General features: G+C 65.9%; 15 protein-coding genes. 11 read left to right on the top strand and 4 right to left on the bottom strand.

Annotated elements, in window-relative coordinates; genetic code table 11:
* Nucleotides 1-106: 106 nt before the first annotated feature.
* Nucleotides 107-445 (bottom strand): P-II family nitrogen regulator, encoded by a 339-nt coding sequence (locus MasN3_RS10160; protein ID WP_281913903.1) that lies wholly within the window; start codon nt 443-445, stop codon nt 107-109.
* A gap of 26 nt (nt 446-471) precedes the next feature.
* On the bottom strand, nt 472-2520 hold the full coding sequence (locus MasN3_RS10155; protein WP_281913902.1) for an NAD(+) synthase: 2049 nt from the start codon (nt 2518-2520) through the stop codon (nt 472-474).
* A gap of 51 nt (nt 2521-2571) precedes the next feature.
* On the opposite strand from MasN3_RS10155, the gene MasN3_RS10150 reads away from it, so the two are divergent.
* From MasN3_RS10150 to MasN3_RS10140, 3 genes are all read left to right on the top strand, one after another.
* Nucleotides 2572-3711, top strand: coding sequence for a GNAT family N-acetyltransferase (locus MasN3_RS10150; RefSeq protein WP_281913901.1), 1140 nt, complete (start codon nt 2572-2574; stop codon nt 3709-3711).
* A 69-nt stretch (nt 3712-3780) separates the two neighbouring features.
* Nucleotides 3781-4167 (top strand): response regulator, encoded by a 387-nt coding sequence (locus tag MasN3_RS10145; protein WP_281913899.1) that lies wholly within the window; start codon nt 3781-3783, stop codon nt 4165-4167.
* Between the two features lie 127 nt (nt 4168-4294).
* Nucleotides 4295-4465, top strand: a complete 171-nt coding sequence (locus MasN3_RS10140) for a hypothetical protein (protein ID WP_281913898.1) — start codon at nt 4295-4297, stop codon at nt 4463-4465.
* On the opposite strand, the gene MasN3_RS10135 is transcribed toward MasN3_RS10140, so the two are convergent.
* Nucleotides 4462-5007, bottom strand: a complete 546-nt coding sequence (locus tag MasN3_RS10135; protein ID WP_281913897.1) for a GNAT family N-acetyltransferase — start codon at nt 5005-5007, stop codon at nt 4462-4464. The two genes, MasN3_RS10140 and MasN3_RS10135, sit on opposite strands and share 4 nt — an antisense overlap.
* The gene (locus MasN3_RS10130; protein WP_281913896.1) at nt 5000-5902 is read right to left on the bottom strand and encodes a LysR family transcriptional regulator; all 903 of its coding nucleotides are present in this window, start codon (nt 5900-5902) and stop codon (nt 5000-5002) included. Before MasN3_RS10130 ends, MasN3_RS10135 begins: the two co-directional genes overlap by 8 nt.
* A 272-nt stretch (nt 5903-6174) precedes the next feature.
* Here MasN3_RS10130 and MasN3_RS10125 point away from each other — a divergent pair, with 272 nt between their 5' ends.
* The 8 genes from MasN3_RS10125 (at nt 6175) to MasN3_RS10090 (ending at nt 15405) form a co-directional block, all read left to right on the top strand.
* Nucleotides 6175-8466, top strand: coding sequence for a TonB-dependent receptor (locus tag MasN3_RS10125; protein WP_281913895.1), 2292 nt, complete (start codon nt 6175-6177; stop codon nt 8464-8466).
* Nucleotides 8467-8581: 115 nt separating this feature from the next.
* Entirely contained in the window at nt 8582-9466 is an 885-nt protein-coding gene (locus MasN3_RS10120) for an alpha/beta fold hydrolase (protein ID WP_281913894.1), read from the top strand.
* Between the two features lie 19 nt (nt 9467-9485).
* Nucleotides 9486-10688 (top strand): substrate-binding domain-containing protein, encoded by a 1203-nt coding sequence (locus MasN3_RS10115; RefSeq protein ID WP_281913893.1) that lies wholly within the window; start codon nt 9486-9488, stop codon nt 10686-10688.
* Between the two features lie 13 nt (nt 10689-10701).
* Nucleotides 10702-11490 carry an ABC transporter ATP-binding protein gene (locus tag MasN3_RS10110; protein WP_281913892.1) on the top strand — a complete coding sequence of 263 codons (789 nt, stop codon included), beginning with the start codon at nt 10702-10704 and terminating at the stop codon, nt 11488-11490.
* Nucleotides 11483-12220 carry an ABC transporter ATP-binding protein gene (locus MasN3_RS10105; RefSeq protein WP_281913891.1) on the top strand — a complete coding sequence of 246 codons (738 nt, stop codon included), beginning with the start codon at nt 11483-11485 and terminating at the stop codon, nt 12218-12220. The genes MasN3_RS10110 and MasN3_RS10105 overlap by 8 nt, the downstream gene beginning before the upstream one ends.
* Before the next feature lie 8 nt (nt 12221-12228).
* Nucleotides 12229-13269, top strand: a complete 1041-nt coding sequence (locus tag MasN3_RS10100; RefSeq protein ID WP_281913889.1) for a branched-chain amino acid ABC transporter permease — start codon at nt 12229-12231, stop codon at nt 13267-13269.
* Nucleotides 13270-13274: 5 nt separating this feature from the next.
* On the top strand, nt 13275-14357 hold the full coding sequence (locus tag MasN3_RS10095) for a branched-chain amino acid ABC transporter permease (RefSeq protein ID WP_281914472.1): 1083 nt from the start codon (nt 13275-13277) through the stop codon (nt 14355-14357).
* Between the two features lie 343 nt (nt 14358-14700).
* On the top strand, nt 14701-15405 hold the full coding sequence (locus MasN3_RS10090; RefSeq protein WP_281913887.1) for a choice-of-anchor J family PEP-CTERM protein: 705 nt from the start codon (nt 14701-14703) through the stop codon (nt 15403-15405).
* Nucleotide 15406 lies beyond the last annotated feature (1 nt).

Below are 15406 nucleotides of genomic sequence, written 5' to 3'. Positions count from 1 at the left end.
GACAATTTTTATGCATAATAGCTCAGTTCCAGCGCGACCCGATTGGGCGCGCGGCTTCTCGTCAAGCAAGAATAGACCTACAACGGCAGCGAACCTGGAGCATGCCTCAGACGGCGTCGGGCCCGGTCTCGCCGGTGCGGATACGGATCACCTGCTCGACGTTCTGGACAAAGATCTTGCCGTCGCCGATCTTGCCGGTGCGCGCCGCCTTGATGATGGCGTCGACCACGCCGTCGGCCATGCCGTCGTCCACCACCACCTCGATCTTCACTTTCGGCAGGAAGTCCACCACGTACTCGGCGCCGCGATACAGCTCGGTGTGGCCCTTCTGGCGGCCGAAGCCCTTCACTTCGGTCACGGTCAGGCCGGTGACGTTCACTTCGGCCAGCGCTTCGCGCACCTCGTCCAGCTTGAACGGCTTGATCACGCAGGTAATCTGTTTCATGTTCTTGTCTCTCTAAAAAACAGGGTTTAGTCGGGAATGTTCTCGAGGTCGTCCATCCACACGGTTGCCTCGGCGTCCGAGGGCGCGCGCCAGTCGCCGCGCGGGGACAGCGAGCCGCCGTTGCCGACCTTGGGTCCGTTGGGCACGCAGGTGCGCTTGAACTGGCTGGTCTTGAAGAAGCGCCACAGGAAGATGCCCAGGTTCTTCTTGATCGCACCGAGCTCGTACTGGTTGCGCACGGTGGCCGCGTTCGGCCACCGGCCCTGCTCGCGGTCGTGCCAGGCGCTCCAGGCCAGGTACGCCACCTTGCTCGGCTTGAAGCCGTAGCGGATCGTGTAGTACAGGTTGAAGTCCTGCAGCTCGTAGGGGCCAATGCTGTCCTCGGTTTTCTGGGCCGGCTTGCCGTCCTTGTCTCCGCCCGGCACCAGTTCCGGGCTGATTTCGGTGTCGAGGATATCGAGCAGCACCTGCGCGCCGTTCTCGACCACCGCACCGGTCTCGGCCACCCAGCGCACCAGGTAGGAGATCAGGGTCTTCGGCACACTCGCATTGACGTTGTAGTGCGACATGTGGTCGCCCACGCCATAGGTGCACCAGCCCAGCGCCAGTTCGGACAGGTCGCCGGTGCCGATCACGATCCCGTTGTGGAAATTCGCCAGGCGGAACAGGTGGTTGGTGCGCTCGCCCGCCTGCACGTTCTCGAACGTGATGTCGTACTCCGCCTTGCCCTCCACGTAGGGGTGGCCGAGGTCCTTGAGCATCTGGATGCAGCTCGGGCGGATGTCGATCAGCTGGGCGCTGCAGCCGACCGCCGCCATCAGCGCGTTGGCCTGCTTGAGCGTGCGCTCGCTGGTGGCGAAGCCCGGCATCGTATAGGCCAGGATGTTGGTGCGCGGCAGGCCAAGGCGGTCCATGGCCTTGGCGCAGACCAGCAGCGCATGGGTCGAGTCGAGGCCGCCCGACACGCCGATGACGACCTTCTTGATACCGGTGCTCGACAGGCGCTGGATCAAGGCCTGCACCTGGATGTTGTAGACCTCGGTGCAGCGCTCGTCCCGGCGCGCCTGGTCGGCAGGCACGTAGGGGAAGCGCTCGACGGCGCGGCCCAGGGGCAGGTCGCGCTCGAGCGGCAATGCGATCCTGAACTGCACGAGGCGGAACTTGGACACCTCGTCCGCGTGGCGGCGCACCGACTGCGCGAAGGTGGTCGCGTGCATGCGCTCGTTCGACAGGCGGTCGAGGTCGACGTCGGCGCAGATCAGGTGCGAGTCCTGGCTGAAGCGTTCCGATTCGGCCAGCAGCTCGCCCTTCTCGTAGATGAGCGACTGACCGTCCCAGGCCATGTCGTTGCTCGACTCGCCGAAACCGGCCGAGGTGTAGAGGTAGGCCGCCAGGCAGCGCGCCGACTGCTGGCTCACCAGCTGGTGGCGGTAGCCGCTCTTGCCCACCACGACGTTCGAGGCCGAGAGGTTGACCAGCACCGTGGCGCCGGCCATCGCCGCGAACGAGGACGGCGGAATCGGCACCCAGACGTCTTCGCAGATCTCGACATGGAACCGGAACAAGGGCAGGTTCTCGATCTCGAACAGCAGGTTCGGGCCGAACGGCACCTGCGCGCCGAACAGGTCGATTTGCTCGACCGCCGCGCAATCGGCCGCACTGAACTGCCTGGATTCGTAAAACTCGCCATAATTAGGCAGGAAACTCTTGGGCACCACGCCCAGCACCCGGCCATTCGCGACCACGGCGGCGCAATTGAAGAGCTGGTGGTTGACCTTCAGGGGCAGGCCGACGACCAGCGCCAGCGGCAGCGCCTTCGAGGCCTCGATGATCGTCGCCAGGCCCGCGAGGCAAGCGTCGAGCAGCGCGCGCTGGTGGAACAGGTCGTCGCAGCTGTAGCTCGAGATCCCCAGCTCGGGAAAGGCCACCAGCACGGCGCCTTCGTCGGCGGCCTGGCGGGCCAGCGTCAGGGTCTGTCCGACGTTGAAGGCCGGGTCGGCGATGCGGCAGCGCGGGATGGCCACCGCGACCCGTGCAAAGTGGTGGGTGTAGAGATTGAAGAATCGGTTGTTCATTGGTGAGACTTTCGCGAAGTCGTCGCTCATCAATTCGTTAGGGATGTCATTTTGAATTATCGCACGCATATCGTTTCCTCCTTGTCCGAGCTTGACGCACAGCAGTGGGACGCGCTGGTCGCGGCACAGGAAAATCCGAACCCCTTCCTGTCTCATGCCTTCCTGCACGCGCTGCACGAATCGGGCAGCGCGTCGCCCGAGACCGGCTGGCAGCCGCAATACATCGTCCTGTACGAGGGCGAACGGCTGGCAGCCGCCCTGCCCCTGTACGTCAAGGGTCACTCCTACGGCGAGTACGTGTTCGACTGGGCCTGGGCCGACGCCTATCACCGGCACGGGGTCGCGTACTATCCGAAGCTGCTCTCGGCGATCCCGTTCACGCCGGTGGCGGGTCCGCGCCTGCTGGCGGTCAGCGATGCCACCCGGGCCGCGCTGGTCGAGGTGCTGGTGGCGACGCAGGGCGCGAGCGAAGTCTCCTCGACCCACGTGCTGTTCCCGCCCGAAGCGCAGGCGCGCCAGTTGCAGCAGGCCGGCTTCATGCTGCGCAGCGGGGTGCAGTTCCACTGGCTGAACGGGGGATATGACACTTTCGAAGACTTCCTGGCCACCCTCGAACAGAAAAAGCGCAAGAACATCCGCGCCGAGCGGAGAAAAGTGCGCGAAGCGGGCGTCAGCCTGCGGCGCGTGCGCGGGGTCGACGCGACCGACGCCGACTGGGTGCTGTTCAACCGCTGCTACCGCCACACCTACAAGGCGCACTACTCGACGCCCTACCTGAACCTGGACTTCTTCCGGCGCTTGGGCAGCAGCATGCCCGGCAACATCCTGCTCGTCATCGCCTCGCGCGCCGGGCGCGACATCGCAGCCTCGCTGGTCATCCACAGCGAGAGCACGCTGTTCGGGCGCTACTGGGGCGAACTGGAACACGTGCCCTGCCTGCACTTCGAGGCGGCCTATTACCAGCCCCTCGAGTTCTGCATCGAACAAGGCATCGGGACCTTCGAGGGCGGCGCCCAGGGCGAGCACAAGATGGCGCGCGGCTTCCTGCCCATCCGCACCTGGTCGGCGCACTGGCTGGCCCACCCTTCGTTCGCGGACGCGGTCGAGCGCTTCCTGGAGCGGGAACGAGGCGGGATCGACGACTACATGGACGAACTGAACGAGCGCAATCCGTTCCGGTCGGGACGCTAAGGCGGACGGGGCGGACAGGCGAAAATGTGAACTTTCGACACAGTCGCGCAATTCGGGTACACTCCGTTGATGAAAGTTCTGATCGTAGATGACCTGCCGCTGGATGCGGAGCTGACCCAGCGCGCGCTGCAGCGTTGCGACAGCGACTATCAGGTAACGGTGGTATCCGATGGCGAACAAGCCTTGAAAACACTGGACCAAACCCGCGACTTCGACGTCATCCTGCTGGACCTGGCCTTGCCCAAGGTGGATGGCTTCGAAGTGCTGAAAGAACTCTCCTCCAAACCCTTCCTGTCCGACATTCCCATTATCGTCCTGTCGAGTTCGCGCAGCGGTTCGGACCAGGTGCGCACCCGCATGCTCGGGGCCTGCGGTTTCGTCGAAAAGGCGCTGGACTTCTCGGCCTTTCACGCCGATCTCGCTCGCACGCTCGAGCGCAACGGACTCACTGCCTGACGCACGCCTGTCACCTGGCCGCGTCATCCGCAACGAGCAGATCCGGATAGTGTGGAAATGTGTGCATCTTCGGCCGACTGCGCGCCGCTACAATCGCGTCCTTTCAACAAGCTGCCGCGGCACCGACATGACCGAAGTCCTTGCTTACCTCCTTGAATTCACCGGCCTGGTCCTCCTCGTCCTCGGCTACCGCAAGAGCAACCGCAACCTGCTGCTCGGCGCTGCGCTGTGCCTCTGGTTCGGCGCCGGCGTCGAGAGCTTCGTGCGCGGCTTCCTGCATGGAGCGGGCGGCGTCTAGCCCCGGGCCGGGCCGGCGAGCCGGCCGAGCGCTGCCTGCACGCCCGCCGCCGGCAGCACATGGCGGGCGTAGGGCACGCCGTGGATCGGGTCGAGCGCGCGGTCGCGCGTGAAGCCCAGGTGCAGGTACAGGCGCAGCGCCGTCGTCATGATGGGACTGGTATGCAGGCCGACCGCAGGGGACCGGTCACGCAGGGCGCAGCGCAGGCAGGCCGCGATCAGCTGCTGCCCGACGCCCCGGCCACGATGGGCGGGCGCGACCACCAGCATCCGGATCACCGACCAGTCCTCGGGAAAGACCGCACTGCGCGGCTGGCGCGGGCCGACGTGCACGACCGCCCCGAGCACCTGCCCCGCCGACTCGGCCACCATCAGGTCGGCCTGGCCTGCCAGGTCGGCCATGCGCGCAAGGCGCTCGTTGAACGTGGGCCAGTCCTGGTAGGCGTGCCGGTACTGGGCGAAGGCGGCGCACGCCAGAGCATTGACGGCGTCGCGGTCCTGCGGCTGGAAATGCCGGATCATGTCGTTCATCCTCTCAGTCACCCGCCACGAACAGGTCCGGATGGTTCTCCGCGCATTCGCGCAGCAGGTTCCACACCACCTTCACGCGCCGCAGCCGGTACAGGTCGGTCGGCGCCGCCAGCCAGAATGCGCGCTCGGCGTGAAAATCCGGCAGCACCCGCACCAGGCGGCCGTTGTCGGGCACCGCATAGGGCGGCGCCATCATCAGGCCCATGCCGAGCGACGCGGCTTCCAGCTGCGCCGTCATGCCCGAGCAGCACATGCGCCGCCGCGGCGTGAAACCCAGCTCGTTCAGGTAGGACAGTTCGCGGCTGGCCAGCCGGTCCTGCACGTAATCGACGAAGTCGTGGCCGGCCAGGTCGGCCTGGGTGCGGATAGTCGGATGCCGGGCCAGGTAGCCCGGCGAGGCATACAGGTAGAAGTGGAAGGAAGCCAGCCGCGTCACCATGTAGCGGCCGGTGGTGGGGGCATCCATCGTGACGCCGAGGTCGGCCTCGCGGTTGGCCAGGTTGGCGAAGCTGGGCAGCGCCAGCAGGTCGATCGACAGGTCGGGATGCTGGGCCAGGAGCCTGGCCAGCAGCGGCGCCACCACCCGCACCCCAAACACCTCGGGCACGCCGAGCCGCACCACGCCGTGCGCCGCCACCTCGGCCCCGCCGATCTGTTCGGCCGCCGCCAGCGCCGCGCCTTCCATCGCCTCGGCATGGGGCAGCAGTGCGCGCCCGACCTCGGTCAGCTCGTAGCCTTCGCGCGAGCGGTCGAACAGGGTCGAACCGAGCTGGGCCTCGAGCCGGTCGATGCGGCGCGCCACGGTCGTGTGTTCCACTTCCAGCCGGCGCGAGGCGCCCGACAAGGTGCCGGCGCGCGCCAGCTCCAGGAAGAAACGCAGGTCGGTCCATTCAGGCAGCGTATTCATCGGGCGAGTTGTTCGATATCAATAAGCATATTGTGCACTAGTGCACATTCCCCCTGCAATCATTTGGCGCTTTTGCCATGCGGCAGCGCACAAACGGTGCACGCCTCCCCTCCTCCCTCTTCAACCCGCGCACCCGCCCGGTGCAGCGGGCTGTGCATTTTTGCACAAAGGGGTTGGCGATTGTTGACTATCTAACCAAACCGGAGCAAGGCACACTGCTGACCATGCGAAAACCTGAACGCATGCCGCTATCAAAAAATGAGGAGACATCGATGCGTCTGACCAAGAACAAACTGAAGCTGCTGAACCCCGCAATCCAGTCCGCCGTGGCCCTGCTGGTCCTGTCCGGCGGCAACGTCGCCATTGCCCAGGAAGCCACCACGGCCCCGCCGGTGGCGAGTGCCGAAGAAGGCGGCGTCAACAAGGTCGTCGTGACCGCCCGCCGCCGCGAAGAAACCCTGCAGGACGTGCCGGTCTCGGTCACGGCCTTCAGCGCCGACCAGCTCTCCAAGGTCGCCACGCCGGACATCACCGCCCTCGCAACCGCCCTGCCGAACACCACCCTGAAGGCCTCGCGCGCCACCAACTCGACCCTGACCGCCTTCATCCGCGGCGTCGGCCAGGCCGATCCGCTGGCCGGCTTCGAATCGGGCGTCGGCATCTACATCGACGACATCTACCTGGCCAGGCCGCAGGCGGCCGTGGCCGATATCTACGACGTCGAGCGCATCGAAGTGCTGCGCGGCCCGCAGGGCACGCTGTACGGCCGCAACACCATCGGCGGCGCCGTCAAGTACGTCACCCGCAGGCTGGCGCCGCAAACCGATGCGCGCCTGCGCGCCACCATCGGCCAGTACGGCCAGAAGGAACTCGTCGCCACCGCCAGCACCCCGATCTCGGAAACCGCGCGCATCGGCGGCACCTTCGCCCGCTTCAAGCGCGACGGCTTCGGCAAGAACCTGACCACCGGCGGCGAGAATTACGACAAGGATGTGACGGCGGCCCGCCTGTCGGCCGAGTTCACCCCCAACCAGGACCTGTTCATCCGCATCGCCGGCGACGTCACCCAGGACGACTCCAGCCCGAAGAACGGCCACCGCCTGATCGTCGGCCGCACCAGCGGCGCCCCGATCCTGTCGAACGTCTACGACACCCGCGCCAACCTGATGAAGGCGCTGGGCCACGACCAGGAAGTCAAGGCGCACGGCGTTTCGGCCACCGTCGAATACACCATCAACAACGAGTGGACCGTGAAATCGATCACGGCCTCGCGCAAGGACAAGTCCTACGCGCCGATCGATTTCGACTCGCTGGCGGTGGTCGACATGGAAGTCCCGGCCCTGTACACCAACAAGCAGTTCAGCCAGGAATTCAACCTCACCTACAACGGCGACCGCCTGCAGGGCGTGGCCGGCGTCTATTACATCGACGCCAACGCCTTCAACCACTTCGACACCATCCTGGGCGGCGCGGTCCCGACCTCGACCTACACGATGGGCGACATCGACACCAAGGCCTGGGCGATCTACGCCGACGGCAGCTACAACGTCACCGACGCCTTCAGCGTCTCGCTGGGCGGCCGCTACACGGTCGACAAGCGCGAAGCCGAAGTGCTGCGCCAGATCTACCTGGGCAACAAGGGCACGCCGGCCCTGGGCAACGTCGGCGCCATCCTGTTCCGCACCGACACCGACCTGCGCGGCGGCATCCTGAAGCGCGAGGACAAGAAATTCACCCCGCGCGTGGCCGTCAACTACAAGCTGAACCAGGATCACAACGTCTACGCCTCCTACTCGGAAGGCTTCAAGGGCGGCGGCTTCGAACCGCGCCTGAACATGGTCGGCACCAAGCTGCCGCTGGCGGTGGCCAAGCGCGGCTACGAGCCGGAGACCATCGAGACCTACGAACTGGGCCTGAAGTCGGCCTTCAACGGCGGCCGCATCACCACCAACGCGGCGGTGTTCTACAGCGACTACCAGGACGTGCAGATCCCGGGTTCGGTGGCGATCGACACCGACGGCGACGGCAAGGACGACAGCTTCGCCGGCGTGACCACCAACGCCGGCAAGGCCAAGATCAAGGGCGCCGAACTGGAAGCCGTGGCCAACCTGACCCCGAACTTCATGATCGCCGGCATGTACAGCTACATCGACGCCGAGTACAAGGAATACATCGCGGCCGGCGTCAACGTGGCAAGCCAGCGCACCTTCCAGAACACCCCGAAGAACTCGGCCAACCTGCGCTTCAACTACGACATCCCGATGCCGGTCGCAGGCTATGGCGGCAAGCTGTCGCTGATCGGCAGCGCCTCGTACAAGGGCGCCACCGCCCAGTTCGAGACCGCATCGCTGCTGGACCAGGAATCGTACAAGCTGTATGACGCGAGCATCGTCTGGACCCGCCTTGATGGCAAGGTCCGCGTCGGCCTGCACGGCAAGAACCTGAGCGACAAGCACTACAAGACCGGCGGCTACCTGTTCCCGACCCTGGGCAACGAAGGCACCCTGACCGCGTTCTACGGCAACCCACGCCAGGTCTCGGCAACGCTCGAGTACCGCTTCTAAGCGCTTCCCGAAGGGCTGCAATCTCCAGGCTGGCGCCTCCCGGCGCCGGCCGGAAGGCTTGCCGCCCGGCGAAATGCTGACCACGACCCGAACGACTCACAGGATACAAGCCAGCGTGTCTAACTACACACCAATCAGCTACACCAGCAGCGACGGGCTGGCGCTGTACGCGCGCGATTATCCGGCGACCAGCCCGGATGCCGGCGTAAGCGCGCTGCTGCCGGTGATCTGCATCCACGGCCTGACACGCAATTCCGCCGACTTCGACGAACTCGCGCCACTGCTGTCCGCCATGGGGCGGCGCGTGATCGCGGTCGACGTGCGTGGCCGAGGCCATTCGGCGCACGATCCAAATCCCGACAACTACAACCCGGCAGTCTACGCCGGCGACATCGTCAAGCTGGCGGCCGAACTGGGCCTGTCGCGCGCCATCTTCGTCGGCACCTCGATGGGCGGCCTGATCACCATGACGGTGGCGGCGCGCCGCCTCGACCTGATCGCCGCCGCCATCCTCAACGACGTCGGCCCGGTGCTGTCGGTGCGCGGCCTGCGGCGCATTGCCGGCTACGCCGGCCGCTGCAATACCTTCGCATCCTGGGACGCCGCCGCCGACTACCTGCGCGACATCAACGCCTGCGCCTTCCCGGCCAATTCAAGCGAGGAATGGGGCAAGTGGGCGCGCCGCGCCTTCGAACAGAAGGATGACGGACAGCTGGCGCTGCGTTACGATCCGAATATCGCGAGTGCGATACAGACGGGTAAACTGCGTCCGACCTCGCTGGCCGCACGCATGGCCTTCCGCCGGCTGGCGCGGCGCCGCCCTACCCTCCTGGTGCGCGGCGCGCTGTCCGACCTGGTCGAGCAGGAACAGGCCGACTGGATGCGCAAGGCGGCCCCGGAACTGCACTACGCGGAAGTGCCGAACGTCGGCCATGCGCCCATGCTCACTGAGCCGGAAGCGCTGGAGGCGATCCGCGCCTTCCTGGCCAAGCTACCGTAAGAATCACAAGGAGACCGACATGCACCACCTGATCAAACCCCTGAGCATCGCCATCGTGGCGGCGTTCGCCGCGAGCGCCGCCCCCGGCGTGCACGCCCAGGGCAAGGACCTGAAGATCGCCCTCATCGCCGGCAAGACCGGCCCCCTCGAAGCCTACGCCAAGGAAACCGAGACCGGCTTCATGATGGGCCTCGAATACCTCACCGGCGGCACCATGCAGATCAACGGCCGGAGAATCAAGGTCATCGTCAAGGACGACCAGTCCAACCCCTCGCTGGGGCGCACCCTGCTGGCCGAAGCCTACGGCGACGACAAGGTCGACCTCGCGGTCGGCACCACCTCGTCGGGCTCGGCCATCGCCATGCTGCCGGTCGCGAAGGAATACAAGAAAGTGCTGATCGTGGAGCCGGCCGTGGCCGACGCGATCACCCAGGAAAAGTGGAACAAGTACATCTTCCGGACCGCGCGCAGCTCGATGCAGGACGCGCTGGCCGCCGCCAGCACCTTCAAGAGCGGCAGCGTCGGTTTCCTGGCGCAGGACTACGCGTTCGGACGCGACGCCATCGAAGCGGCCAAAGAGGCGCTCAAGACCACCGGCAGCAAGGGCGTGGTGGTGCACGAGGAGTACGCGCCGGCCACCGCCACCGACTTCACCGCGCCGGCCCAGCGCCTGTTCGACAAGCTCAAGGACAAACCGCAGCCGCGCGTGCTGCAGATCGTGTGGGCGGGCCCGAACCCGCTGAACAAGATCGCCGACATGAAGCCGGAACGCTTCGGCATCGTGCTGGCCCCGGGCGGCAACATCCTGCCCGTGATGAAGACCTGGAAGAATTTCGCCGGCACCGAAGGCACCATCAATTACTACTACGGCTTCCCGAAGAACAAGATGAACGACTGGCTGGTGGCGGAACATACCAAGCGCTACAAGATGCCGCCCGATATGTTCACCGCCGGGGGGATGGCCGCGGCCGGCGCCGTTTTTGCGGCGCTGTCCAAGGCGCCCAATGCGAAGAACGGCGACGAGATGGTGGCGGCCATGGAAGGCCTGTCCTTCGAGACGCCCAAGGGCCGGATGAGCTTCCGCAAGGAAGACCACCAGGCGATCCAGCCGATGTACCACTTCCGCATCAAAAAGGACCAGAAGAACGAGTGGGACCTGCTGGAACTGGTGCGCGAGATCCCGGCGTCCGAACTGCCGCTGCCGGTGCGGAACAAGCGCTGACATGACGGAGCCAATGCAAGCGAAGACGCAGCCGTCCCTGTCGACCCGCGACCTGACGATCCGCTTCGGCGGCCACGTCGCGGTGAACGCGGTGACGGCGGACTTCCATCCCGGCACCCTGACTGTGATCGTCGGCCCCAACGGCGCCGGCAAGACCACCTACTTCAACCTGATGTCGGGCCAGCTGCCCGCCACCTCGGGCAGTGTGTTCGTCAATGGTCAGGACATCACCCGCGCCGGTGCCGCCAGGCGCACCCGCCTGGGCGTAGGCCGGGCCTTCCAGCTCACCAACCTGTTCCCCAACCTGACGGTAATGGAGAACGTGCGCCTGGCGGTGCAGAGCCGCGCCGGCCTGGGGCTGAACTTCCTCTCGATCTGGTCGAGCCACAAGGAACTGATTGCGCGCGCCGAACACTACCTGGAGCGCGTGGCCCTGATCGGGCGCCGCGACGCCTGGGTGGCAACGCTCTCGCACGGCGACCAGCGCAAGCTGGAAGTCGCGATCCTGCTGGCGCTGGAACCGAGCATCATGATGTTCGACGAGCCCACCGCCGGCATGAGCGTGGACGAGGTGCCGGTGGTGCTCGACCTGATCCATGCGGTCAAGCAGGAGCGCAACAAGACCGTGCTGCTGGTCGAGCACAAGATGGATGTGGTGCGCGCCCTGGCCGACCGCATCATCGTGCTGCACAACGGCACGCTGGTGGCGGACGGCAGACCGGCCGAGGTGATGCAATCGAAGATCGTACAGGAAGCCTATCTTGGAACACCCGAACCTGAAAACAGCGCAGCACATGCGTAATACGTCCAACGAGCCGCTGCTCGTCCTGAAGGGCGTGCACACCCACATCGGCCAGTACCATATCCTGCAAGGCGTCGACCTGGTGGTCCCGCGCGGCGGCCTGTCGATCCTGCTGGGCCGCAACGGCGCCGGCAAGACCACCACCCTGCGCACCATCATGGGCCTGTGGAAGGCCAGCGCCGGCGCGATCACCTTCGACGGCCACGACATCACGAAGATGGCCACGCCCGACATCTCCCGCCTGGGCGTGGCCTACGTGCCGGAGAGCATGGCCGTGTTCTCCGACCTGACGGTGCGCGAGAACCTGTACCTGGCCGCCCGCAACGGCCCGCTCGACGCGGCGCGCGTGGACTGGATCTGCGGCTTTTTCCCGGCCCTGAAGAAATTCTGGAACTACCCGGCGGGCAACCTCTCGGGCGGCCAGAAGCAGATGGTGGCGATCGCCCGCGCGATCGTCGAGCCGCGCAAGCTCCTGCTGGTCGACGAGCCGACCAAGGGGCTGGCACCAAGCATCGTCCAGAGCCTGATGGCCGCCTTCCGCGAGCTGAAGGACACCAGCACCAGCATCCTATTGGTCGAGCAGAACTTCAACTTCGTCCGTTCGCTGGGCGACACGGTCAGCGTGATGGACGACGGCCGCGTCGTGCACGCCGGTTCGATGGCGGCGCTTGCCGGCGACGACGAACTGCAGCAGCGCCTGCTCGGCCTCTCGCTCGATTCACATCAATAGGAATAACCATGAACGCAACCCTCCCTATTGCCGGCAAGGACACGCCGCTGCAGAACAACACGCCCTTGCCGAAGACGCCGCGCGACATCGCGCCGCTGCTGCTGGTGCCGGTCCTGATGCTGGCCATGCTGCCCCTGGTCGGCAGCTTCCCCACCTGGGTCACCCTCACCGTCGCCGGCCTGGCGATGGGCATGATGATCTTCATCATGGCGAGCGGCCTGACCCTCGTATTCGGCCTGATGAGCGTGCTGAATTTCGGCCACGGCGCCTTCGTGTCGGTCGGCGCCTTCGCGGCCACCATGGTGCTGCTGCCGATGCAGGGCTGGCTCGAGATGGACTCGCTCCTGATCAACCTCGGCGTACTGGCGCTGGCCATCACGGTGGCGATGCTGGTCACCGCCCTGCTCGGCTGGGCATTCGAGCGCGTGATCATCATGCCGGTCTACGGCCAGCACCTGAAGCAGATCCTGATCACCATGGGCGGCATGATCGTGGCCGAGCAGATGATCCACGTGATCTGGGGCGCCGAGACCATCGCCCTGCCGCTGCCGACCGCGCTGCGCGGCGCCATCTTCCTGGGCGACGCGGCGATCGAGAAGTACCGCCTGGTGGCGGTGGTGATCGGCCTGCTGGTGTTTGTGGGCATGTTCCTGACCCTGAACCGCAGCAAGATCGGCCTCCTGATCCGCGCCGGCGTCGAGAACGGCGAGATGGTCGAAGCGCTCGGCTACCGCATCAAGCGCCTGTTCGTCATCGTGTTTGCGGCCGGCTCGGCGCTGGCCGGCATGGGCGGCGTGCTGTGGGGCCTGTACAAGGAAACGCTGACGGCCGCGATGGGCGGCGAGATGATGGTCCTGATCTTCATCGTCATCATCATCGGCGGCCTCGGTTCGGTCGGCGGCTGCTTCATCGGCGCCCTCCTGATGGCGCTGGTCACCAACTATGCCGGCTTCCTGGCGCCCAAAGTGGCCCTGGTCTCGAACATCATCCTGATGATCGCGATCCTGCTGTGGCGCCCGGCCGGCCTGTACTCGAAGATGCGGGGTTGATGAATATGCTGCACCGACTGTTATCCGCCGACATGCCGCGCAGCCGCCTGCTGGCAGCAAGCCTGCTCCTGATCCTGCTGGGACTGGCCTTCGCGCCCTTCCTGACCTCGGGCGCGCGCCCGCTCAACACCGCCGCCACGATCTGCGTCTACATCGTGCTGGTGGCGTCCTACGACCTGCTGCTGGGCTACACGGGCATCGTCTCCTTCGCCCACACCATGTTCTACGGCATCGGCGCCTACGGCATCGGCATCGGGCTGGCGCACGTGGATGAGCCGACCTGGAGCGCGGCCCTGGGCGGCCTCGGGATCGCCCTGCTGCTGGCGCTGGCCCTGGCCCTGGTGGTCGGCCTGTTCGCCCTGCGCGTGCGCGCCATCTTCTACGCCATGATCACGCTGGCCGTCGCGTCCTCGTTCGCGGTGCTGGCCTCGCAGCTGTCGGACTTCACCGGCGGCGAGGACGGCATCACCTTCAGCGTCCCCGAAGTGCTCACGCCCGGCTTCACGCTGATGGAAAACGAGGTCTTCGGGCGCGCGATCGACGGCAAGCTGCTCACCTATTACCTGGTGTTCTTCGGCTGCCTGCTGCTGTTCCTGTTCCTGCTGCGATTGGTCAACTCGCCGTTCGGCCGGGTATTGCAGGCGATCCGCGAGAACGAGTTCCGCGCCGAGGCGCTGGGCTACCGCACCATGACCTACCGCATCTGGGCCAACTGCCTGGCGGCACTGGTGGCGGCACTGGCCGGCGCGCTGATGGCCCTGTGGCTGCGCTACGTGGGACCGGACACCTCGCTCGGCTTCAAGGTGATGACCGACATCCTCCTGATCGTCGTCATCGGCGGCATGGGGACGATGTACGGCGCGGTGGTGGGCGCGGCCCTGTTCATCATCGCGCAGAACTACCTGCAGGGGCTGATGGGCGCAGGCTCCGAGGCGCTGTCCGGCGTGCCGATGCTGGCCGCGCTGCTGCACCCCGACCGCTGGATGCTGTGGCTGGGCGTGCTGTTCATCCTGTCGATCTACTTCTTCCCGATCGGGATCGTCGGCAAGCTGAGGTTGCGCGCTTTCCTGGCGCGGCAAGCCAGGTAGTCCCGCCTGCATTTTCTCAGCAGCAGTTCACGGCCTCCCTCGCGGAGGCCGTTCTCTTTTCCGCGATGTAGAGCGCCTAACAAAACCCCGAGGGCAAGGCGCATCGTCGAAGACAGTACGCTAGTACGGCGAGACGATGCAACGCAGCCATCGGGGGAATTGTTAGGCGCTCTCTTAGTTCCCCTCTCGCCCTTGAGCCAAGCCCCATCCCGGCCTACCCGCACTGAATAAGCATCAAGTTTGCCGAGCAGCCTGCTCCTACCATTGAGCGATGCATGGACTCGCCGTCAGCCAGCGCGCGTGGACCACCATTTTCTTTCTGGCTCAGTACGAAAGGGGAATCATGAAAAGACTTACCTCACTTGCCGGCGCGGCGCTCCTTGCGGCGGCCGCGTGGGCGCCGCTGCCCGGCCATGCGGCCGGCGTCGTCGTCCTCGACGAAGGCTTCGGCAGCGTGGCAGCGCTGTCCGACTGGGCGCAGATCAACCGCAGTACGCCGCCCGGCAACGGATGGTTCCAGGGCAATTCCAGCATTTTCCCGGCACAGTCGGGCGCAGCCGGCTCCTACGCCGGCGTCAACTACCTGAGCGCCGCCAACGGCCTCGGCCTGGTGGACAACTGGCTGATCACCCCGACCCTGTCGCTGAACGGCCTCACCACCCTGTCCTTCTTTACCAACCGCGCCCCCGAGCCCGGCTTTTTCGACCAGCTCGAGGTGCGTTTCAGCTACGGCAGCAACACCAGCGCCGACGGTTTCGACACCCTGCTGCTGGCCATCGGCGGCGAAACCGGTTTTCCCGCCCAGTGGGCGCAATGGACGACGAGCCTCGATGTCCAAGGAGAAGGACGCTTCGCTTTCCGCTACCTCGGCAATGCCGAGACGCTTTCCTACATCGGGCTCGATACCGTCAAGGTGGTCACCGCCGTGCCGGAACCGTCGACCTACCTGATGCTGCTGGCGGGTCTCGGCGCGGTCGGGGCGCATGCGCGCCGCCTGCGCAGGCGGGCGCCGGCGCCATCCGTCAACGAGGCGTCCCCCACCGTTTAAG

The sequence above is a fragment of the Massilia varians genome (genome assembly GCF_027923905.1).
GTDB lineage: Bacteria > Pseudomonadota > Gammaproteobacteria > Burkholderiales > Burkholderiaceae_D > Telluria > Telluria varians_B.
The sequence above is the reverse complement of the archived record's forward strand: the minus strand, read 5'-3'. Positions and strand labels throughout refer to the sequence as shown.